This window comes from Amycolatopsis sp. NPDC004378, assembly GCF_053602455.1.
Genome location: NZ_JBSGDR010000004.1, coordinates 243,349 through 263,956, shown reverse-complemented (window position 1 = coordinate 263,956; position 20,608 = coordinate 243,349). Strand labels below are relative to the sequence as shown.

The 20,608-nt window shown below is 71.7% G+C and carries 22 protein-coding genes; 16 read left to right on the top strand and 6 right to left on the bottom strand.

The features are described from left to right. The first annotated feature begins 93 nt into the window (after nt 1–93). Nucleotides 94–408, top strand: coding sequence for a hypothetical protein (locus tag ACWEN0_RS16190; RefSeq protein ID WP_451973767.1), 315 nt, complete (start codon nt 94–96; stop codon nt 406–408). 7 nt (nt 409–415) lie between these two features. Here the strand turns inward: ACWEN0_RS16190 and ACWEN0_RS16185 are convergent, their stop codons facing one another. Continuing rightward, the gene (locus tag ACWEN0_RS16185; RefSeq protein ID WP_451973765.1) at nt 416–895 is read right to left on the bottom strand and encodes a hypothetical protein; all 480 of its coding nucleotides are present in this window, start codon (nt 893–895) and stop codon (nt 416–418) included. Nucleotides 896–958: 63 nt separating this feature from the next. On the opposite strand from ACWEN0_RS16185, the gene ACWEN0_RS16180 reads away from it, so the two are divergent. The 4 genes from ACWEN0_RS16180 (at nt 959) to ACWEN0_RS16165 (ending at nt 5,331) form a co-directional block, all read left to right on the top strand. Then, nucleotides 959–2,200 (top strand): aminotransferase class I/II-fold pyridoxal phosphate-dependent enzyme, encoded by a 1,242-nt coding sequence (locus tag ACWEN0_RS16180; RefSeq protein ID WP_451973763.1) that lies wholly within the window; start codon nt 959–961, stop codon nt 2,198–2,200. Nucleotides 2,201–2,316: 116 nt separating this feature from the next. Continuing rightward, on the top strand, nt 2,317–3,288 hold the full coding sequence (locus ACWEN0_RS16175; protein ID WP_451973761.1) for a ferritin-like domain-containing protein: 972 nt from the start codon (nt 2,317–2,319) through the stop codon (nt 3,286–3,288). A gap of 67 nt (nt 3,289–3,355) precedes the next feature. Beyond that, nucleotides 3,356–4,462, top strand: coding sequence for an FAD-dependent oxidoreductase (locus tag ACWEN0_RS16170; RefSeq protein ID WP_451973759.1), 1,107 nt, complete (start codon nt 3,356–3,358; stop codon nt 4,460–4,462). Then, nucleotides 4,459–5,331 carry an aminoglycoside phosphotransferase family protein gene (locus tag ACWEN0_RS16165; RefSeq protein ID WP_451973757.1) on the top strand — a complete coding sequence of 291 codons (873 nt, stop codon included), beginning with the start codon at nt 4,459–4,461 and terminating at the stop codon, nt 5,329–5,331. Before ACWEN0_RS16170 ends, ACWEN0_RS16165 begins: the two co-directional genes overlap by 4 nt. Here ACWEN0_RS16165 and ACWEN0_RS16160 read toward each other — a convergent pair. After that, nucleotides 5,328–6,377, bottom strand: a complete 1,050-nt coding sequence (locus tag ACWEN0_RS16160; protein ID WP_451973755.1) for a LacI family DNA-binding transcriptional regulator — start codon at nt 6,375–6,377, stop codon at nt 5,328–5,330. The two genes, ACWEN0_RS16165 and ACWEN0_RS16160, sit on opposite strands and share 4 nt — an antisense overlap. A 223-nt stretch (nt 6,378–6,600) precedes the next feature. Between ACWEN0_RS16160 and ACWEN0_RS16155 the strand changes: the two genes are divergently transcribed. Genes ACWEN0_RS16155 through ACWEN0_RS16140 form a run of 4 tightly spaced genes read left to right on the top strand, consistent with a single transcriptional unit; the run spans nt 6,601 to nt 11,055 of the window. Then, complete coding sequence (locus ACWEN0_RS16155; protein ID WP_451973753.1) at nt 6,601–7,869, top strand: ABC transporter substrate-binding protein; 1,269 nt, start codon at nt 6,601–6,603, stop codon at nt 7,867–7,869. Beyond that, the gene (locus tag ACWEN0_RS16150) at nt 7,869–8,789 is read left to right on the top strand and encodes a carbohydrate ABC transporter permease (protein WP_451973751.1); all 921 of its coding nucleotides are present in this window, start codon (nt 7,869–7,871) and stop codon (nt 8,787–8,789) included. Before ACWEN0_RS16155 ends, ACWEN0_RS16150 begins: the two co-directional genes overlap by 1 nt. Before the next feature lie 8 nt (nt 8,790–8,797). Then, a complete protein-coding gene (locus tag ACWEN0_RS16145) occupies nt 8,798–9,682 on the top strand; it encodes a carbohydrate ABC transporter permease (RefSeq protein ID WP_451973749.1) in 885 nt (294 codons plus the stop codon). Nucleotides 9,683–9,699: 17 nt separating this feature from the next. Further along, the gene (locus tag ACWEN0_RS16140) at nt 9,700–11,055 is read left to right on the top strand and encodes a GH1 family beta-glucosidase (RefSeq protein WP_451973747.1); all 1,356 of its coding nucleotides are present in this window, start codon (nt 9,700–9,702) and stop codon (nt 11,053–11,055) included. A gap of 4 nt (nt 11,056–11,059) precedes the next feature. Here the strand turns inward: ACWEN0_RS16140 and ACWEN0_RS16135 are convergent, their stop codons facing one another. Beyond that, nucleotides 11,060–12,856 (bottom strand): AMP-dependent synthetase/ligase, encoded by a 1,797-nt coding sequence (locus ACWEN0_RS16135; RefSeq protein ID WP_451973745.1) that lies wholly within the window; start codon nt 12,854–12,856, stop codon nt 11,060–11,062. 127 nt (nt 12,857–12,983) lie between these two features. Here ACWEN0_RS16135 and ACWEN0_RS16130 point away from each other — a divergent pair, with 127 nt between their 5' ends. The 7 genes from ACWEN0_RS16130 to ACWEN0_RS16100 all read left to right on the top strand — a co-directional run bounded on the left by ACWEN0_RS16130 (nt 12,984) and on the right by ACWEN0_RS16100 (nt 18,136). Further along, nucleotides 12,984–13,394 (top strand): polyketide cyclase / dehydrase and lipid transport, encoded by a 411-nt coding sequence (locus ACWEN0_RS16130; RefSeq protein WP_451973744.1) that lies wholly within the window; start codon nt 12,984–12,986, stop codon nt 13,392–13,394. 10 nt (nt 13,395–13,404) lie between these two features. Then, a complete protein-coding gene (locus ACWEN0_RS16125; RefSeq protein WP_451973742.1) occupies nt 13,405–14,199 on the top strand; it encodes a metallophosphoesterase family protein in 795 nt (264 codons plus the stop codon). 27 nt (nt 14,200–14,226) lie between these two features. Continuing rightward, nucleotides 14,227–14,661: an SRPBCC family protein gene (locus ACWEN0_RS16120; protein ID WP_451973740.1), complete on the top strand. Its 435-nt coding sequence runs from the start codon at nt 14,227–14,229 to the stop codon at nt 14,659–14,661. Nucleotides 14,662–14,665: 4 nt separating this feature from the next. Next, entirely contained in the window at nt 14,666–15,793 is a 1,128-nt protein-coding gene (locus ACWEN0_RS16115) for an ArsA family ATPase (RefSeq protein WP_451973738.1), read from the top strand. After that, entirely contained in the window at nt 15,790–16,200 is a 411-nt protein-coding gene (locus tag ACWEN0_RS16110) for a hypothetical protein (RefSeq protein WP_451973736.1), read from the top strand. Before ACWEN0_RS16115 ends, ACWEN0_RS16110 begins: the two co-directional genes overlap by 4 nt. Before the next feature lie 14 nt (nt 16,201–16,214). Further along, entirely contained in the window at nt 16,215–17,156 is a 942-nt protein-coding gene (locus ACWEN0_RS16105; RefSeq protein WP_451974297.1) for an ROK family protein, read from the top strand. A 137-nt stretch (nt 17,157–17,293) separates the two neighbouring features. Next, entirely contained in the window at nt 17,294–18,136 is an 843-nt protein-coding gene (locus ACWEN0_RS16100; protein WP_451973734.1) for an NUDIX domain-containing protein, read from the top strand. Here the strand turns inward: ACWEN0_RS16100 and ACWEN0_RS16095 are convergent. Genes ACWEN0_RS16095 through ACWEN0_RS16085 form a run of 3 tightly spaced genes read right to left on the bottom strand, consistent with a single transcriptional unit; the run spans nt 18,133 to nt 20,557 of the window. Next, nucleotides 18,133–19,272, bottom strand: coding sequence for a glutamate--cysteine ligase (locus ACWEN0_RS16095; RefSeq protein ID WP_451973732.1), 1,140 nt, complete (start codon nt 19,270–19,272; stop codon nt 18,133–18,135). The genes ACWEN0_RS16100 and ACWEN0_RS16095 overlap by 4 nt on opposite strands. Before the next feature lie 11 nt (nt 19,273–19,283). Then, nucleotides 19,284–19,793: a hypothetical protein gene (locus ACWEN0_RS16090; protein ID WP_451973730.1), complete on the bottom strand. Its 510-nt coding sequence runs from the start codon at nt 19,791–19,793 to the stop codon at nt 19,284–19,286. Next, nucleotides 19,790–20,557: an alpha/beta hydrolase gene (locus ACWEN0_RS16085; protein WP_451973728.1), complete on the bottom strand. Its 768-nt coding sequence runs from the start codon at nt 20,555–20,557 to the stop codon at nt 19,790–19,792. Before ACWEN0_RS16085 ends, ACWEN0_RS16090 begins: the two co-directional genes overlap by 4 nt. Between the last annotated feature and the right edge of the window lie 51 nt (nt 20,558–20,608).

The window sequence follows — 20,608 nt, the reverse complement described above, 5'->3', positions numbered from 1 at the left end:
TGCGCGCACACTGAACGGACCGGAGCGTGTGATGAAACCTCGTACCTTTGTGGTCTGGGCTTCGCTGGCCGTCGCCGTGGGGGCCTGATCCTCTTGCTCGTCACAGTCAAGGCTACGGCGGCGGGCGGCCAGACGGTGTCCTGCGGGACCGGCTTCAAAACCGACATGAGCCAAGCGGCGCACGAATCGAACGTCAACGCCCTCGCCAACGCGATGCGGGCCGACAGCGGCCTCGGCTACCTCCCCGCCGACGACGCCACGGAAGGTTACGCAGCCGCTTGCGACGGCGCGCTGTCGACTCGGCGTGGCTGGGGTTTCGGCTTGCTCGCCGCGAGTGCGCTCGTGTTCGTCGGCTCGGTCGTCGTGCGCAGGAACGAGCAAACCGCGCCACCGGCGGCCGCCGCATAGTTTCCCGCTAGCCGTCCCAGACGGTTGCGCCCTGCTTCAGCACCTCGACCCCCGCCGGTGACGTCGACGGCCACATCTCCACGACGTACCGGTAGTGCTCCCCGAACTCGTGGTCGTTCCAGTCCACCGACGGCGGTCCCGCCGGCACGTACGAAACCCGGGCCCGGTACAACCCCGGCAGGACCGAGAAGAATTTTTCCTGCGAAGGGTAGTCGGCAGGCCCGGAAATCACGAGTTTCCCGCTCGGCACGGGAAGATCCGCTTCCACCACGTGCTCGGCGGCAGGTGCCAGCACCGGTGGCCCGGGGAGCAACTCCACCGAAGACTCCACCAGGTCCGAGCGTGCCGTCGCGATGGCGATGCCGCCCGGCTCTGCCCCGATCCGGTGAAGTTCGACCGCCGATGCGGTCCAGCCGCTGCCGTCCAGGCGGGAACCCGAGTCGCGCACCGAGAACTGGCGCTGGTCGGCGTGGACTACGAGGTGCACACGAACCACCCTAGCCAGGACCCGCCCCGAAATGGTATCGACGCCGGGTTTAGCGTTGACGCCATGACCACTGCTTCCGTCGACGTCGACACTGCCCGCCGAGACTACGCGGCCCTGGTCGACCGAGGCCTCTCCCTCGACATCACCCGCGGCAAGCCTTCCCCGAAGCAGCTCGACCTGGCCAACGGCCTGCTCGACCTCCCGGGCGACGGCACCTTCAAGGCCGAGGACGGCACCGACGTGCGCAACTACGGCGGCCTCAAGGGCCTGCCCGAGCTGCGCCGCATCTTCGCCGGCGCGCTGCAGGTCCCGGCCGGGCAGCTGCTCGCCGCCGGCAACTCCAGCCTGGAGCTGATGCACGACGCCGTCGTCCAGGCGCTGCTGAGCCCGCTGCCCGGCGCCGAGCGCCGCTGGGCCGACGAGCCGGTCGTGAAGTTCCTCGCGCCCGTGCCGGGCTACGACCGGCACTTCGCGCTCACCGAGCGCTTCGGCATCGAGCTCGTTCCGGTCGCGATGACCGCCGAGGGCCCGGACATGGACGCCGTCGAGACGCTCGTCGCCGAGGACCCGGCCGTCAAGGGCATCTGGTGCGTGCCGAAGTACAGCAACCCCACCGGCGTCACGTTCAGTGACGACGTCGTGCGGCGGCTCGCGACCATGACCACCGCGGCGTCCGACTTCCGGATCTTCTGGGACAACGCCTACGCCGTGCACCACCTGACCGACGACGAGCCGGCCCTGGCCGACGTCCTCGCGCTGGCCACCGAGGCCGGCAACGCCGACCGCGTGTTCGTCTTCGGCTCGACCTCGAAGATCACCTACGCCGGCGCAGGCGTGGGCTTCTTCGGCGCCTCCGAGGCCAACCTCGACTGGTGGGTCGCCAAGATCGGCAAGCGGACCATCGGCCCGGACAAGGTCAACCAGCTGCGCCACGCCCTCTTCCTCAAGGACGAGGACGGCGTCCGCGCCCACATGCGCAAGCACGCCGAGATCATCGGCCCGAAGTTCGCGGCCGTCGACCGCATCCTCACCGAGGAGCTGTCCGACCTGGCGTCCTGGACCAAGCCGACCGGCGGGTACTTCGTGTCGCTGACCGTGCCCGAGGGCACCGCGAAGGAGGTCGTGCGGCTGGCGAAGGAGGCCGGTGTCGCGCTGACCCCCGCCGGGGCGACGCACCCGCACGGGAACGACCCGGCCGACGCCGTCATCCGGATCGCGCCGACGTTCCCGGAGCTCGCCGACGTCGAAGAGGCGGTGCGCGCGCTCGCCGTGTGCGTCCGGCTCGCCGCCGCCGAGCGCGCCTGACCTGCGGAGACGGAATCGGGAAGAACTTTTTCCCGATTTGACCGAGCCGGGGGCCGTCCAGGTACGTATCACCGGTGGGTGAGGTGGACGAACTCGTCACGAGAGGACGTCCCCCGGTGTTCGGAAAACGCTACACACAGCAGCTCATCGAGCGCAGCGCGGAGAACGCGACCGACCGCCGCCGCTTCCTCAAGGCTGCGGGAGCGGCGGGGCTCGGGGTCGCGGGCGCCGGCGCGCTCGGTGGCGCGCTGTCGCTGGGTCTCGGCTCGGCCGGTGCCACGCAGCAGTACCCGCAGCAGAAGGCCGCGGACGCCGCCGCCAGCGACGCCGCGGTGCTGAACTTCGCGCTCAACCTCGAGTACCTCGAGGCGAACCTGTACTCGTTCGCTGTCTACGGCTACGGGCTCAACGAGAAGTACGTCAACGGCATCGGCAACCTCGGCAAGGTCTCCGGCGGCCACGCCGTGAAGTTCAAGAGCGAGCAAGTCAAGCAGATCGCCCAGGAGATCGCCGGCGACGAGGTCGCGCACGTGACCTTCCTGCGCAAGGCGCTCGACAAAGCGGCCGTCGCGCAGCCCGAGATCGACTTCCAGAACAGCTTCACCGCCGCCATGCAGGCCGCGGGGCTGATCAAGCAGGGCCAGACGTTCGACCCGTTCGCGAGCGAGAACAACTTCTTGCTCGCCGCGTTCCTGTTCGAGGACGTCGGCGTGTCCGCCTACAAGGGCGCGGCGCCGCTGGTGAACAACAAGACGTTCCTCGACGCGGCCGCGGGCATCCTCGCGGTCGAGGCCTACCACGCGGGCATCGTGCGCGCGCAGCTGTTCGAACGCGGCCTGGGCGACGTCACGAACAAGATCTCCGACGCCCGCGACAGCCTCGACGGCAAGGCGGACGACGACGAAGGCGTGCTCAAGGACGGCAAGGCGAACCTCGTCCCCGCGGACGCCAACGGCGTCGCGTTCGGGCGTTCGGCCGAGCGCGTGCTCAACATCGCCTACCTCAACCCGGACAAGGTGAACTCGGGCGGCTTCTTCCCGCGCGGTCTCAACGGCGACATCGCCGCCAGTGGCGCCAAGGAGAAGTGAGCGCCGCGTGCCGCCGTCGCGGTAGGGTCGCCAGCGGCGGCACGCGGAGTTCACAGGGGGGCGCGGAGTGCGGGTACTGGTCGCGGGTGGCGGGATTTCCGGCACGGTCACGGCGATGGCGCTGAAGCTGGCGGGGCACGACCCGGTGGTCTTCGAGGCCTATCCGGCGGGCGGGGACGACATCGGCGCGTTCCTCACGATCATGCACAACGGCATGGACGCCCTGCGCGCGATCGGCGCCGACCGGCCGGTGATCGACGCGTCCTTCGCCGCGTACGGGGTCGAGCTCGTCACCCCGGCCGGGGAAACCGTGGGACGCCGGGAGTTCGACACCGAAGGCCTCGACGGGCCGCGCACGCTCACCCGCGCGACGCTCTACCGCGTCCTGCAGGACGAAGCCGCGCGCCGCGGTGTCCCGCTCGAACGCGGCAAACGGCTGGTGGGCGCGAAGCCCGGCCCGGACGGGATCACGGCCGAATTCGCCGACGGCCGCACCGAAACCGGTGCCGTCCTGGTCGGGGCCGACGGCTTGCGCTCGGTCGTCCGGCGGCTGATCGACCCGGCGGCGGACGACCCGCGCTACACCGGGCTGACCGTCGTCTACGGCTACACGCGCGCGTCCGGTCTGCCGGAAGCGCCCGGGATCTACCGGATGGTCCGCGGCAGCAAGGCGGCGTTCGGCTTCACGACCGACCCGGACGGCGCCACGTTCTGGTTCGCCCGCATCCCGGACGCCGAGCGGCCGCGCGAGGAGATCGCCGCGGTCACCCCGGCCGGCTGGCGCGAGTTCGCGCACGCCGCGTTCGCCGACGACGAAGCGTTGCCCTGCAAGGACATCGTCGCGGCGACGGGCGACGAGGTGTTCGGCGGCCACTCCTACGACGTCCCCGAGACGCGCGTCTGGTCGACCCCCGAGATGGTCCTGGCCGGTGACGCCGCCCACGCCGCGTCCCCGGCCGCGGGCCAGGGCGCGTCGATGGCCTTGGAAGACAGCGTGATCCTCGCGCAGTGCCTGCGCGACCGGCCGGACCCGGCGTCGGCTTTCGCGGCGTACGAAGGACTTCGGCGCGAGCGCGTGGAGAAACTGGTGAAGGCGAGCGCGGGCGGCGACGTCGGCGAAGAGCGCGGCTGGCTGTACTCGCACCACATCGACTGGGACGCGAAGATCCGGTGAGCCTCGGCCCGCTGCCCCAGCGCATCACCGTCGACGCGGACCAGGTCCGGAGCCTTGTCGCCGACCAGTTCCCGCGGTGGGCGGATCTCGCGGTGCGCCCGGTGGCACGCGGGGGCTGGGACAACCACACCTTCCACCTCGGCGACGAGATGTCGGTGCGCTTGCCGAGCGCGGCCGAGTACGCGCTGGCGGTCGAGAAGGAACAACGCTGGCTTCCGGTGCTCGCGCCCCGGCTGCCGTTGCCCGTGCCCGTCCCGCTGGCGGAAGGCAAGCCGGGCGCGGACTACCCCTTCGCCTGGTCCGTCTACCCGTGGCTCGCGGGCGAGCCCGCGAACGCGGACCGCATCGCCGACCCCGTCCGGTTCGCGCTCGACCTGGCCGGGTTCTTGACGGCTCTGCAGTCGATCGACACCGCCGACGGTCCCCGGCCCGGGAAGCACAGCTGGTTCCGGGGCGGCGACCTGCGCACCTACGACGAGCAAACCCGGCGCGCCCTCGAGGGTGACGAGCGGGCGCGCGAGATCTGGGAAGCCGCGCTCGACGCTCGCTGGGACGGCGTCGAGCGCTGGTTCCACGGCGACGTCGCGGAGGGAAACCTTCTGCTGGACAAGGGAAAGCTGACCGCGGTCATCGACTTCGGGACGTGCGGCGTCGGCGACCCGGCCTGCGACGTGGCGATCGCGTGGACGCTGCTGACCGCCGGCGGCCGTCGCGCGTTCCGCGAACGGCTGGCCGTCGACGACGCGACCTGGGCGCGTGGCCGCGGCTGGGCCCTCTGGAAGGCGCTGATCACCCGCGCCCGCGGCGGCCCCGAAGCCGCCCGGGCCCGCCGGACGCTCGCCGGGATCCACGAGGAGTACGCGGCCTAGCGGGTCTGCCGGGAGCCGCACGATTCGCGGATCACCAGGCGCGTCGGCAGCCGCACCGGTTCCGGGGGTGCCGCGTTCTCGATCATCGCCAGCAGCGCGCCCGCCGCGGCCGTGCCGAAACCCGGCTTGTCCTGGGCGACCGTCGTGAGCGCCGGGTCCACCAGGGACGCGACCTCGATGTCGTCGAACCCGATCACGGCCAGGTCGTCCGGCACCCGCAACCCGGCCGCGCGGGCCGCCAGCAGGGCGCCGACGGCCATCTCGTCGCTGGCCGCGAACACCGCCGTCGGCGGGTCCTTGCGGGCCAGCAGCCGCCGCATCCCGACGAACCCGCTCTCCCGGTAGAAGTCCCCGGTGACGACGAAGTCGTCGCGCGCCGGCAGGCCGGCTTCGGCCAGTCCGCGCAGGTAGCCGTCGGTGCGGGCGGCGGCGGGCGCGTTGCCGCGGGGGCCGGTGATCGTCGCGATCCGCCGGTGCCCGAGCGCGGCCAGGTGCCGGACCGCGTCCGCCGCACCGCCGGCGTTGTCCGACGTCACGTAGGTCGCGCGCGGCCCGGACAGCGCCACGTCCAGCGCGACGCACGGCAGCCCGGACTGGGCGAACGTGGTGAACGCGTCGGCGTCCGTGCCGCTGTCGATCAGCACGAGCCCGGCCAGGTGGTGGCGCCGGGTCATGCTCACGTACGCGATCGGGTCGGCCAGTGACACACCCGGGTTGCGGTCGTGGGTGTCGTCGCTCGTGGCGAGCAGCAGCAGGTGGTAGCCGTGCGAGCTGAGCGCGGATTTGAGGCCCAGCAACAGGTCCTGCAGGAACGGGTGCCGCCAGCCGGGCCGCCGGTGGTCGGTGTCCCAGACCAGCCCGACCATCGCCGAGCGCTGCCGTGACAGCGCCCGCGCCGACTCGTTCGGCGAGAAGTCGAGCTCCCGGGCGACGCGCTCGACGCGTTCGCGGGTCGTCGCGCTGACCGTGGCCGGGCGGTTGAACACCCGCGACACGGTCGCGACCGAGACCCCGCAGAGCTGCGCGACTTCGCGGGCGGTGACCATGGCGACCTCCAGATGGTGCTTTCCGGGGGCTTCGGGTGACGGAGCCCCCGACCCGAGGCGAAGCCTCGGATTTCATACTGAAACCGGTTACATCTGTAGCACATGATCTCTGACTGCGTAAATGCCGACGTACGTTATGAGTTCGTAACTTGACGAACCACGGCTGGGAGCGCTCTCATAGGTCCCGCGTTTTCCGTCCGGCCCGTAGAACAACGGAGATCTCATGCGCCCGAAAACGACAAGCCGCCTCGTCCTGGCGGCCGTCTGCGCCGCCGTCACCGTCCTGAGTGCCTGCGGCAGCAGCGACGCCGGTGGTGGCGGGAAGGTCAAGCTCAGCCTCGGCCTGTTCGGCAACTTCGGCTACACCGACCTGATCAAGGAGTACCAGGCCGCCCACCCCGGCATCGAGATCACCGAGCGGACCGCGTCCTACTCCGACCACCACAAGAACCTCGCCGCGCACCTGGCGACCGGCGGCGGCGCCGCGGACATCGAAGCCATCGACACCGGGTACGTCGCCCAGTTCAAGGCGAACCCGGACAAGTTCGTCGACCTCACCACGGTCGGCGGCGACAAGCTCAAGGACCGCTGGCTGGGCTGGAAGTGGTCGGCGTCGCTGGCCAAGGGCGGGCAGCAGATCGGCTACGGCACCGACGTCGGCGGCCTGGCCATCTGCTACCGCCGGGACCTGTTCCAGCAGGCCGGGCTGCCCGCCGACCGCGACGCCGTGTCCGCGCTCTGGCCCACCTGGCAGGCCTTCTTCGAAACCGGCAAGCGCTTCCAGGCCAAGGCGCCGAACGGCGTCAAGTTCATGGACGGCGGCCCGACCGTGCTCAACGCGATCTTCGGCCAGGCGCCCGTCGGGTACTACGACCAGAGCGACCAGCTGGTCGTCGACCGCAACCCGGCGCTGCGCACGGGCTGGGACCAGGTCGTCGACGCCGTCAAGGCGAACCTGAGCGCCGGCCTGCTCTACAGCACGCCGACCTGGAACACCGGCTTCACCCAGAGCCAGTTCGCCACCGTCACCTGCCCGGCCTGGATGATGACCAAGATCAAGGACCAGGCGCCGGACACCGCCGGCAAGTGGGACGTGGCGACCGTGCCCGGCGGGGGCGGCAACTGGGGCGGCTCGTACCTGACCGTGCCCAAGCAGGGCAAGCACACCAAGGAAGCCGCCGACCTCGCCGCCTGGCTGACCGCGCCCGAGCAGCAGGCGAAGGTGTTCACCAGCCAGGGCCTGCTCCCGTCGACGCCGTCGCTCTACGACGACCCGAAGATCACCGGCTACACCAACCCGTTCTTCACCAACGCGCCGGTCGGCAAGCTCTTCACCGACGCCGCGAAGAAGCTGAACCCGCAGTACCAGGGCCCGAAGGCGGGCGACGTCCAGACGGAGTTCGGCAACGCGATGCAGCGCGTCGAGCAGGGCAAGCAGGACGGCGCGGCGGCGTGGCAGCAGCTCGTCGGTGACGTCGCGAAGCTGAAGTGATGGCACTCACCTGGGCCGACCGGCGGCACAAGTGGGACGTCAAGCTGTCGCCGTTCGGCTTCGTCAGCCCGTACTTCGTAATCTTCGGCGTCTTCGGGTTGTTCCCGTTGCTGTACACGGCGTTCGTGTCGCTGCAGAAGCGGAACCTGCTCGACGCCGAGGGCGCGACGTTCATCGGGTTCGGCAACTACGAGCAGCTGCTGTTCCACGACCCGTACTTCTGGAACGCGATGGGGAACACGGTCAGCCTGTGGCTGCTGACCACGATCCCGCAGATCCTGTTCGCGCTCGGCGTCGCGCACCTGCTCAACCGGCGCCTGCGCGGCCGGACGCTGTTCCGGATGGGCATGATCCTGCCGAACATCACCTCGGTGGCGGCGGTGACGATCATCTTCGCGCAGCTGTTCGGCCGGGACTTCGGCCTGGTCAACTGGGTGCTGAGCTGGTTCGGCGCCGGGCACGTCGACTGGCAGGCGGGCACGGCCAGCTCGCACACGGCCATCGCGGCGATGGTCGTCTGGCGCTGGACCGGCTACCACGCGCTGATCTTCCTGGCGTCGATGCAGGCGATCCCGTCGAGCATGTACGAAGCCGCGACGCTCGACGGCGCCCGCGGGTGGCAGCAGTTCTGGCGGATCACCGTGCCGCTGCTGCGGCCGCAGATCATCTTCTCGACGGTGATCGCGACGACCGGGAACATGCGGCTGCTCGCCGAGCCGCTGCTGTTCAACCCCGGCACGGCGGCCGCGACCGGCGGTTCGGACCGGCAGTTCCAGACCGCCGCGCTCTACCTCTACGAGCAGGGCTTCACCAAGTACGACTTCGGCTACAGCTCGGCGATCGCGCTGATCCTGGCGGTCGCGACGATGCTCGTCGCGGGCCTGTCGTACCTGGTCACCCGGCGCATCCAAACGGACTGAGGAGCGACATGACCACCGTGCTGACCCCGGCGCCCGCCGCGGCACCGAGCCCGCCCGGCCGGGCGCGGCGGCTGGTCCGGCGGGCCACGAGCCCGTGGACCTACGCCGCGCTGATCGCGATCCTGGCCGGCTCGGCGTTCCCGGTGTACTGGTCGTTCGTCGTCTCCTCGCAGACGACGGAGGCCGTCGGCAGCGTGCCGCCGGTGCTCGTGCCCGGCGGGCACCTGTTCGAGAACATCGCCCGCGTCTTCGACGAGACGGACTTCGCGCTGGCGCTGGGGAACTCGCTGATCGTCGCGGGCACGATCACCGTGTCCGTGGTGCTGTTCTCGACGCTGGCCGGGTTCGCCTTCGCCAAGCTGCGCTTCCGCGGGCGGACCGTGCTGCTGCTGGTCGTGGTCGCCACCCAGGCGATCCCGACCGAGCTGGGCGTGGTCCCGCTGTACATGATGATGGCCGACTTCGGCTGGGCCGGGCAGCTGCAGGCGGTCATCGTGCCCGGCCTGGTCACCGCGTTCGGCGTGTTCTTCATGCGCCAGTACTTCGAACGCGCGCTGCCGCTGGAACTGCTCGAAGCCGGGCGGATGGACGGCTGCGGCTCGCTGCGGCTGTTCTGGCACGTCGCGCTGCCGGCGGCCCGCCCGGCCGCGGCCGTGCTCGGGCTGTTCACGTTCATGCAGGCGTGGAACGACTTCTTCTGGCCGCTGGTGGTGCTGGTGCCGGAGAACCCGACCGTCCAAACCGCACTGTCCACTCTGGCCAGTGGTTACACCACCGACTACACGCTCGTGCTCACCGCCGCGACCATCGGCACCGTCCCCGTCCTGCTCGTGTTCCTGCTGTTCGGCCGCCAGATCGTCGGCGGCATCATGCAGGGCGCCCTCAAGGGCTGACCCCCCCGGAGCTCACCGTGACTTCCAGTCTTCCGCCCGGCTTCCGCTGGGGCGTCGCCACCTCGGCGTTCCAGATCGAGGGCGCCACCACCGCGGACGGCCGCGGAGCGTCCATCTGGGACACCTTCGCCGCGGTGCCGGGCGCGGTCGCCGGCGGCGACACCGGCGAACCGGCGGCCGACCACTACCACCGCTGGCGCGACGACCTCGCCCTGCTCGGCGAGCTGGGCGTCGACTCCTACCGGTTCTCGGTGTCCTGGCCGCGGGTCCAGCCGGACGGGCGCCGCTTCGAGCGGCGCGGCCTCGGCTTCTACCGGCGGCTGGCGGAAGCGTTGCGGGAGCTGGGGATCGAGCCGTTCCTGACGCTCTACCACTGGGACCTGCCGCAGGCGCTGGAGGACGAAGGGGGCTGGCGGTCCCGGGACACGGCGCACCGGTTCGCCGAGTACGCGTCGCTGGTGCACGAGGAGCTGGGCGACGTCGTCGACCACTGGACGACGCTGAACGAGCCGTACCCGTGCGCGGTCGCGGGGTACGGCGAAGGCCGGCACGCACCGGGCGCACGCGAAGGGCACGGCGCTTTGGCGGCCGCGCACCACCTGCTGCTCGGCCACGGCTTGGCCGTCGAGGCGATGCGGGGGCAGGCGACCCCGCAGCACCAGTTCGGGATCGTGCTCAACCAGTCGCCCGCGGTCCCGGTGACGGAGTCGGCGGCCGACGCCGCGGCGGCCGCGCGGCAGGACACACTGCTCCGGCGCCAGTTCACCGACCCCCTGTTCGGCGGCCGGTACGCGCCGGGGCTGGCGGTGATGTTCGACGGCGTCTCGGACTTCTCGTTCCGCCTCGACGGCGACCTCGAGACGATCGGCGTGCCGCTGGACTACCTGGGCGTCAACTACTACTACCGCCTGCACGTCGCGGACGCGCCGCACCGCGAGCCGGACCCGGCCCTGCGCACAATCGCCGACATCGGGGTGGACACGACGCGCCTGCCGGACGTCCCGCGCACGGGGATGGGCTGGCCGGTCGAGCCGGAGGGCCTGACGGAAGCGTTGGTGGGCCTGCACAACCGCTATCCCGCGTTGCCGCCGATGTACGTGACGGAGAACGGCTGCGTGTACGCGGATCGAAGCGACTTCGCCGACTACGAGCGCATCACGTTCCTGAACGAGCACATCGAGGCGGCCCGCACCGCCGCAGCGGCGGGCGTCGACCTGCGGGGGTACTTCTGCTGGTCGTTGCTGGACAACTTCGAGTGGGCCCACGGCTACAAGCACCGGTTCGGCCTGGTGCACGTCGACTACGCGACGCAGGCCCGCACACCCAGGGCGAGCTACCGCTGGTACCGCGACTACATCGCGGCCCAGCGGTGACCGCTCACTTCTTGTAGAGGCTCTCGATGTCGTTGGCGTAGTTCTTCGTGACCACGTTGCGCTTGAGCTTCAGGCTCGGCGTGATCTCGCCGCCGGCTTCGGTGAAGTCGTTCGCCAGCACCGTGAACTTCTTGATCGCCTCCGCCTTGGACACCGACTTGTTGGCCTCGTCCACCGCTGCCTGGATCTCGGCCAGCAGGTCGGCGTCCGTGGCCAGGTCCGCCACCGATGCCGCGGCGGGCTTGTTGTGCTGGGACTTCCAGGACGGGAAGTACTCCTCGTCCACCGTCACCAGGGCCGCGATGAACGGGCGCTGGTCGCCGACCACCATGGCCTGGCTGACCAGCGGGGCCGCCTTGATCGTGTCCTCGAGGCCGGACGGGGCGACGTTCTTGCCGCCCGCCGTCACGATGATCTCCTTCTTGCGGCCGGTGATCTTCAGGAACCCGTCGGAGTCCAGCTCGCCCAGGTCGCCCGTGTGGAACCAGCCGTCGGTCAGCGCCTCGGAGGTCGCCTGCGGGTTGTTGTAGTACGCCCGGAACACGACGTCGCCCTTGAGCATGACCTCGCCGTCGTCGGCGATGCGGACCGACGTGCCGTTGACCGGCTTGCCGACCGTGCCGACGCGGAACGCCGTCTGGGTGTTGACGTTCGCCGCCGCGGACGTCTCGGTGAGGCCGTAGCCCTCGAACACCGGGACGCCGATGCCGCGGAAGAAGTGCGCCAGCCGCGCACCCAGCGGCGCGCCGCCCGACACCGCCGCGACGCACCGGCCGCCGAGGGCCGCGCGCAGCTTGCCGTAGACCAGCTTGTCGAACACCAGGTGCTTGAGCTTCAACGCGACCCCGGCGCCGCCGGTGTCCTGGGCCTGGCTGTATTCGACCGCGACCGCCTCGGCGGCGTCGAAGATCTTGCCCTTGCCGTCGCCGTGGGCCTTCTGCTTCGCCGAGTTGTAGACCTTCTCGAACACGCGCGGCACCGCGACGACGAACGTCGGGCGGAACGTGCCCAGGTCGGCGACCAGGTTCTTGACGTCCGGGGTGTGCCCGAGCGTGACGCGCGCGGTCAGCGCCGTGACGGCGATCGCGCGGGCCAGCACGTGCGCCAGCGGCAGGAAGCACAGCAGCGAGTTGCCCTGCTCCATCAGCTGCGGGAACGCCTCGATGTCGGCGCGGATCTCGGCCAGCAGGTTGCGGTGGGTCAGCTCGACGCCCTTGGGGCGGCCGGTCGTGCCCGAGGTGTAGACGATGGTGGCCAGCTCGTCCGCCGTGACTTCGCGACGGCGCTCGTGCAGCTCGTCGTCGGACAGCGAGGCGCCCAGCGCGGCCAGCTCTTCCACGGCGGGGGAGTCGCCCTCGATCTGCCACGTGTGGTCCAGCTCGGTGAGCCGGTCGCGGATCTCGTCGACGGCTCCGGCGTGGGCGTTCGTCTCGACGAACACGCCCTTCGCGGCCGAGTCGGAGAGGATCCAGTACACCTGTTCGGGCGAGGAGGTGTCGTAGATCGGCACCGTCACCGCACCCGCGGCCCAGATCGCGAAGTCGATCAGGGTCCACTCGTAGCGGGTCTTCGACATGATCGCGACGCGGTCGCCGCGGCCGATCCCCGCCTGGGCCATGCCCTTGGCCACCGCGAGCACCTGGCCGGCGAACTCCTTGGCGGTGACGTCCAGCCAGCTGCCCTCGACCTGGCGGCGGAAGCTCACCACGTCGGAGAACCGCTCGGCGTTCGCCCAGACGACATCGGACATGTTCTCGTCGTCGGCCACCGGCTTGCCGGCGGGAGCGCTGTATTCGCGCACGTGGACCTCCGTGTTCAACGCGTGCGGTGGGCGACACCGCTGTTACCCGCCAGTCAACTTAGCGTGGTGAGCACCTTAAGACCATGCTGATCGCCGCCGCACGGCGAGGGCGTGACATTCTTCGCACGTGAACGCACCGCCCGCCATCGACGTCGTCGACGAGACGTTCCTCGCGGTCCCGCCGTCCACCGTGGCCGCCGTCTTCGCCGACCCCCGCTCGTGGACCCGCTACTGGCCCGACCTGGTGCTGGAGGTCTACACCGACCGGGGCGACAAGGGCCTGCGCTGGACCGTGCGCGGCGCGCTCGTCGGTACGATGGAGATCTGGCTCGAGCCGGTGCTCGACGGCACCCTGCTGCACTACTTCCTGCGGGCGACGCCCGCCGACGCGGCCGGGACGCCCCGCGTGCTGGCGCCGCGCGACCTGCGCCGGGAGTTCGACCGGCGGGCCCGCGCGGCGAAGGGGATCGCACTCGGGCTCAAGGAGATCCTGGAGGACGGGCGCGAGCCCGGCGTTCCTCCGCGAACCGACAGCTAGGGGGCCAGGGGTGCGGGTACACGTCGTCTCGGACGTGCACGGCAACGTCGACGGGTTGAAGCGGGCGGGCGACGGGGCGGACGCGCTGGTCGTGCTGGGCGACCTGATCGACTTCGTCGACTACCACGACCACGAGAAGGGCATCATGGGCGCCCTGTTCGGCGCGGAGAAGGTGGCGGGGTTCGCCCGCCTGCGCCGGGAGGGCACCCGTGACGAAACCGTTGCCTACTCGCGGGAGCTCTGGGCGAGCCTCGACGACCCGGCCGGCGCCGTCGACGAGGCCATCCGCACCCAGTACGCGGCGTTGTTCGCGGCGATGACCGCGCCCACCTACGCCACGCCCGGCAACGTCGACACCCCCGCCCTGTGGCCCGAGTTCGCCGGCGAGGGCATCCGCGTGCTGGACGGCGAGGTCGCCGAGATCGGCGGCCTCCGGTTCGGGTTCGTCGGCGGCGCGCTGCTGCCCGACGGCGTCGTCCCGCGGCCCCGCAAGGGTGCCGCCTGGCGGCCCTACCTGCGGGTTCGCGAGGACTACGACGCGAGCGTGGCCGCGCTCACCGAGGTCGACGTGCTCTGCACGCACGGCCCGCCCGCGCTGCCGGAGCTGACCTACGACGTCGTCGCCCGCCGCAGCGAGATCGGCTCGACGGCCCTGCTGGAGCTGATCCACGCGCAGCGGCCGCGCTGGTCGGTGTTCGGGCACGTGCACCAGCCGCTGGCGCCCCGAGCCCGGGTCGGGCTGACCGAGTGCCGTAACGTGGGTCACTTCAAGGAGACCGGGCAGCCCTACGTGCTGCGCTGGTGACCAACCGCGGCGGCTACGCTTCGACCCATGGCCGAGCAGTCCACACAGTCCATCGAGGTCGACGCCGAGCCCAGCCGGGTGATGGCCGTGATCGCCGACTTCCCCGCGTACCCGGAATGGGCCAAGGCCGTCCGGGAGACCGAAGTCCTGGACACCGACTCGGGCGGGCGTGCCAAGCAGGTCAAGCTCACCCTCGACGCGGGCCCGATCAAGGACGTCTACACCCTCGAGTACGACTGGGACGGCGACGGTCTCGGCGTCAGCTGGCACCTGGTCAAGGGCCAGATGCAGAAGGCCCAGAACGGCCGGTACGCGCTCGAGGACCTCGGCGGCCGCACGCGCGTGACGTACACGCTGTCGGTCGAGCTCGCGCTGCCGATGATCGGCCTGCTGCGCCGCAAGGCCGAGAAGATGGTCATGGACACCGCGCTGAAGGAGCTCAAGAAGCGGGCCGAGGGGTAGCCGCGTGCGGATCCTGCTGTTCACCGGCAAGGGGGGTGTCGGGAAGACGACGCTGGCCGCGGCCACCGGCGCCGCACTGGCCGCCCGCGGCAGGAAGACGCTCGTCGTGTCCACCGACCCGGCGCACTCGCTGGCCGACGCCTTCGGCCACACCCTGGGCGCCGAACCGTCCGAAGTGGACGCTCTGCTCTCCGCCGTGCAGCTCGATTCCCGCACCCTGGTCGACACGACCTGGCACCGGCTGCGCGCCGAGCTGCAGACGGTGCTGGCCGGCGCGGGGCTCGACACCCTGGACGCCGAGGAGCTGACGGTCCTCCCGGGTGTCGACGAGCTGCTGGCTCTCACCGAGGTCCGCCGGCTGGCCGAAGACGGGCCGTGGGACACCATCGTCGTCGACTGCGGCCCGACCGCGGAGACGCTGCGGCTGCTTTCGCTCCCCGAAGCCTTCTCCGGCTACCTGAACCGCGTGTTCGGCCGGCGCGTCACGGAATCCGTCCGGCGCCTCGGCACCCACCTCGACGGCCTGCGCGCGCTGCTCACCGAGCCGTCGGTGACCACGGTCCGGCTGGTCCTGACCCCCGAGCGGGTCGTCGTCGCCGAAGCGCGGCGCACGCTCAGCTCGCTGGCCCTGCGCGGCATCGCCGTCGACGGCCTGATCGCCAACCGGCTGATGCCCGCGCCCGGGTTCTGGCGCGGCGGCGCCGCGTCGTGGCTGCGCACCCGCCGGACGCAGCAGGACGCCGTGCTGGGCGAGCTCGGGAAAGCCGGGTTCACCGCGGTGTCGCGCGTCGAGCACCGGGCCGTCGAACCGGTCGGCCTGCCCGCCCTGCTGGAGATCGCCGCCGAACTGTACGGCGCCGGCGACCCGCTCGAAGGGGACGGGACGCCGGTCACTCCGTTGCTGCGCGTGCGGCGGGGCCCGGACGGGTACACGTTGCGCATCGCGATCCCGCTCGGGCGGGACGCCGAGGTCGACCTCGCCCGCGTCGACGACGACCTGGCGATCACCGTGGACGGCTTCCGCAGGCTCATCGCCCTGCCGGAGTCGCTGCGGCCGTGCCGGATCACCGGTGCGGAATCCGATGCCGACGGCCTGGTCGTGAGCCTGGCCGGGAACCGGGGACGCGGGTGAGCGAAGAGGAGCCCACGGACGGGCCGCGGCTGGCGGAGGAGATCCGCCTGCTCGCCGAGATGGTCGTGGAGAAGGCGGCGCCGTGGCTGCAGGACGTCGTCGCCGCCGGGCACGGCACCCCTGAGGAGGGGAACGCCGGTGCTTCGGCGTGCGGCTGGTGCCCGCTGTGTGCGATCGTCGCCGTTGTGCGAGGTGAGCGCCCCGAACTGGTGGCCAGGGTGGCCGAACAGCTCGCGCAGCTGGTCGCCCTGCTGCGCGCCGTGCTGGCCGACCGCTGGGAGCCGGACGAGGGCGTGCACATGCCCGGGTTCCGGCCCGCGCCGCGGCCGCCGGCGGACGCTTCGGCGGCATCGCCGCGGGTGCAGCACATCGCCGTCCGCAGGCGCGACGAGTGGGAGAACCGATAGTGCGGACGATCGGGGTGGACGTCGGCGGGACGAGCGTCCGGGCCGGCGTGGTGGACGAGCGCGGCTCCCTGCTCGACACGGCTCGCGTCGCGACGCCGAGCGAGGAAGGCGCCCTCGAGGACGCCATCGCCGGAGTGGTCGAGGACCTGCGGAACCGGCACGAAGTCGCGGGCGTCGGCCTGGCCGTCGCCGGGTTCGTGGCGCGCGACCGCCGGTCGGTGATGTTCGCGCCGCACCTGGCCTGGCGCGGCGCGCCGGTCGCGGACCGGATCGAGAAGCGCGTCGGCCTGCCGGTGCTGCTGGAGCACGACGTCAACGCGGCGATGGTCGGCGAGCACCGCTTCGGCGCGGCCCGCGGTGCCCACGTGGCGGCGCTGGTGGCGCTGGGCACGGGCATCGGCGCGGGCCTGCTCCTGGAGGGCAAGCTGTTCCGCGGTGCGTACGGCGTCGCGCCCGAGCTGGGCCACCTGACGGTGGTCCGCGGCGGCCGGCCGTGTCCATGTGGCAAGTACGGCTGCTGGGAGCGCTACTGCAGCGGGACGGCCTTGGCCGCGACAGCGGTGGAGCTGCTCGCGCGGCACCCGGGCCGGTCGACGGTGCTGGCCCCGCAGGTCGCGGGCGACCCGGGCTCGGTGACGGGCCGCCGGGTGGCCGGCGCGGCCCGCGACGGCGACCCGATCGCCCAGCTGGCGATGGCCGAGCTGGCCAAGTGGCTCGGCGAGGGCCTGGCGCTGGTGGCGGACGTGTTCGACCCGGAGATCATCGTGATCGGCGGGGGTGTGTCGGAGTCGGCGCCGCTGTTCCTCGACGAAGCCCGCGAGCACTACGCGGGCGCGATCACCGGGGCCCGCCACCGCCCGCTGGCCCGGATCCGCACGGCCCACCTCGGCGACGACACGGCGATCGTCGGCGCGGCGGCGCTGGCCCTGGAAGCGGCGGCCAAGACCCCGGTCTGACTCCTCCTCCGGGAAGCTCGCCGACGACAGCAGGTCTTCGGCGGACGCCCAGCTCACGACCGGTCAGGCCGCACGGTCCCGGCCCGGCTCGAGCTGGTCGAACCGGGTCGTGCCCGCGAGTGTGACAGGCTGGGCCGGTGAGTCCCGCCTCCGCCAGCGTCTTCGTCCGGTGTTCCCGCGGGCACGTGCACTGGGGCCGCTACGGCGCGGCGGGCCTGTTGCTCGTCGACCCCGCACGGGGCGTCCTGCTGCAGCGCCGCGCCTGGTGGGTGCACCACGGCCGCACCTGGGCGCTGCCCGGCGGCGCCATCGAGGCGGGGGAGACCGCCGTGACCGCGGCCGCGCGCGAAGCACTCGAAGAGGCGTCCGTCCCCGCCGAGGCGTTCCGGGCGGTCTCCGCGTCCGTGGTGGACCATGGGGAGTGGAGCTACACGACCGTCCTCGCCCTGGCCGACGGGGCCGAGGCGCGGGTCGCCAACACCGAAAGTGCGGAGGTGCGCTGGGTGGACCCCGACGACGTACCCGGGTACCGGCTGCACCGCGACTTCGCCGCCGCCTGGCCGGACCTGCGCGACCGCGTAGGGCAGGAGCTGGTCCTGGTGGTGGACGCGGCCAACGTCGTCGGCTCGCGGCCGGACGGCTGGTGGCGCGACCGGCACGGCGCCGCCGAGCGCCTGCGCGACCAGCTCGCGAAGCTCGCGGAAGCGGGCGTGCCGGACCCGGACGACCCGGCGATCACGTGGTGGCCGCGGATCGTCCTGGTCGTCGAGGGCCAGGCCAAGCACGTCACCGGCGTGCCGGGCGTCGAGGTCGTCGCGGCCGACACCGACGGCGACTCGAAGATCGTCGAAGTCGTGGCGCAGGAGAAGGCCCGCGTCCTCGTGGCGACGGCCGACCGCGAACTGCGCGGCCGTGTCCAGGCCCTCGGCGCGTCGATCCTCGGCCCGGGCACGCTCCGCAGCCAGCTGGACGAGCTCTAATCCTTCGGGATGCCGTCGCGCATCTCGGCGACCAGCGACGCCATCACGGCCTTCAGGCTGCCCTTGTGCTGTTCGGCGACCGCGCGCTGCCGCCGGTAGCTCGGCCCGTACCGCAGGATCGTCTCGACGTCGCGCAGCTCGCTCACGCAGTCCAGCCGCCGCGCCACCGGCTCCAGGCGGTCCAGCAGGTCGGCGACGTCGTCGGTGACCAGCCGCTCGCGCCCGGCCGCGTCCAGGATGATGATCGCGTCGGTGCCGTAGCGGGCCGCGCGCCACTTGTTCTCCTGGACGTGCCACGGCGGCAGCGTCGGCAGGATCTCGCCGTCGTCGAGACGCTCGCTGAAGTCGTCGACCAGGCACTGCGTCAGCGCCGAGATCGCGCCGACCTCCTCCAGCGTCGGCAGGCCGTCGCAGACGCGCATCTCGATCGTGCCCAGGTGCGGCGCCGGCCGGATGTCCCAGCGGATCTCCGAGAAGTGGTCGATCACGCCGGTGGTGAACATGTCCTCGACGTAGCTCTCCAGCTCGGCCCACTTCCGGAACTGGAACGGCAGCCCGGCCGTCGGCAGCTGCTGGAACATCAGCGCCCGGTTCGACGCGTACCCGGTGTCCTCGGCGCCCCAGTACGGCGAGGAAGCCGAAAGTGCCTGGAGGTGCGGCGCGTAGTTGAGCAGCGCGTCGAGGATCGGCAGCACCTTGTCGCGGTGGTCGACGCCGACGTGGACGTGCACGCCGTAGATCAGCATCTGCCGGCCCCACCACTGGGTCCGGTCGATCAGCTTGGCGTAGCGCTCCTTGTCGGTGACCTTCTGCTGGTACCAGTTGGAAAACGGGTGCGTCCCGGCGGAGAACATCTCGACGCCGAGCGGGTCGGCGACGCCGTGCAGCACGTCGAGCGACCCGGCCAGGTCGGCCTTCACCTCGGCGATGGTGTCGCAGACGCCGGTGATCACCTCGACGGTGTTGAGCAGCAGTTCCTGCTTGATCTTCGGGTGCTCGGCCGCGCCGTCCGGGCGCACGGCTTCGAGGATCTGCCCGGCCGCGGACGACAGCTCGCCGCTGCGCCGGTCGACCAGCCCGAGCTCCCATTCCGCGCCGACGGTGGAGCGCCGTGAAGGGCTGAACTCGATGTGCATCGGCGCCGGCGTCAGACCTGGGCGCCGTTGCTGGGGTCGGCGCCGGGCGGCGGCCCCTGGCGCACGCGGAGCAGCAGCAGCGCGATCGACGTCGCGAGCGCGAGGATGCCCAGCGGCGTCGCCACCGTCGGGCCGACGCCGATGGCGTTCGGCAGGATCAGCAGGAACAGCCCGGCCAGGAACAGCAGCAGGATGAGGAACGCGCCCATCTTCGGCCGCGGCAGCGGCGGCGGCTCCGGCGGGACGTAGTGCTCGTCGTCGCCCGCCGGGTCGTCGGAGAACATCGTGGTGTCCCACGTCGTGCCCCCGGAGCGCCAGCCGGTGTCCGGCGGCGAGTCCACGGCGGGTGGCTCGGCGGGCCGTTCCGGTGCCTTGCGCGAGTCTCCTTCCGCGCTCAGCGCGGTCCCGGCGGTGTCCGCGGTGTCCTCTTCGGGCAGCCCGAACCCCCCGGCCCGCAGGTCGGCGACGATCTCGGCGAACGTCGCGTCGACGTCCTCCGGCCCGTCCTTCCCCCGGCTCATGCGGTCTCCTCCGGCTGGGCGGCGTGCGCCTTCGCGAACTCGACGCTGCGGGTGAAGATCACTTCGGCGTCATTGTCCTGCGTCGCCACGTGGTAGCTGTTCTCCAGCACCACTTCGGTGACGTCGGTGCTGGCCACCCCCTGCAGCACCAGCTGCGAGTTCACCGGCTCGACGACGTGGTCGACCGACGAGTGCAGCAGCAGCACCGGCTGCGTCACCTTCGCCAGGTCCGCGCGCACGACCGCCCACAGCTTCGCCAGGCTCGCCGCGGCCCGCACCGGCGTCCGCGGGTAGGCCAGCTCCGTCTCGCCCGGCTTCTTGATGTCGTTCGCGATCGCCGGCACCGACGGCACGATCCGGCCCAGCACCGGCAGCAGCTTCGTGTCCCACTTCAGCCGCGTCACCGACGGGTTGACCAGGACGATCCCGGCGATCCGGTCGCCGAACTCCTCGGCGAGGCGCAGCGTGAGGGTGCCGCCCATCGACAGGCCGCCGACGAACACGGTCTTGCACGTCGAGAGCAGCTCGAGGAGCGCTTCGCGGACCGTGCCGTACCAGTCTTCCCACGTCGTGCGGTTGAGGTCCGGCCAGCGGGTCCCGTGGCCCGGCAGCAGCGGGCAGCGCACCGTGAACCCGGCTCCGGCCAGGTGGTCACCCCAGGCCCGCATGCTCGCCGGGGTACCGGTGAACCCGTGGCAGAGCAGGAACCCGGTCTCGGCCGAACCGGTGTGGCCGAACGGTTCCGCGCCGGCGAGCACGCCCATGCGATCGCCTTCCGTGTGAGCGGTGGATTCGTCCATGCTCTCACGGCTCGC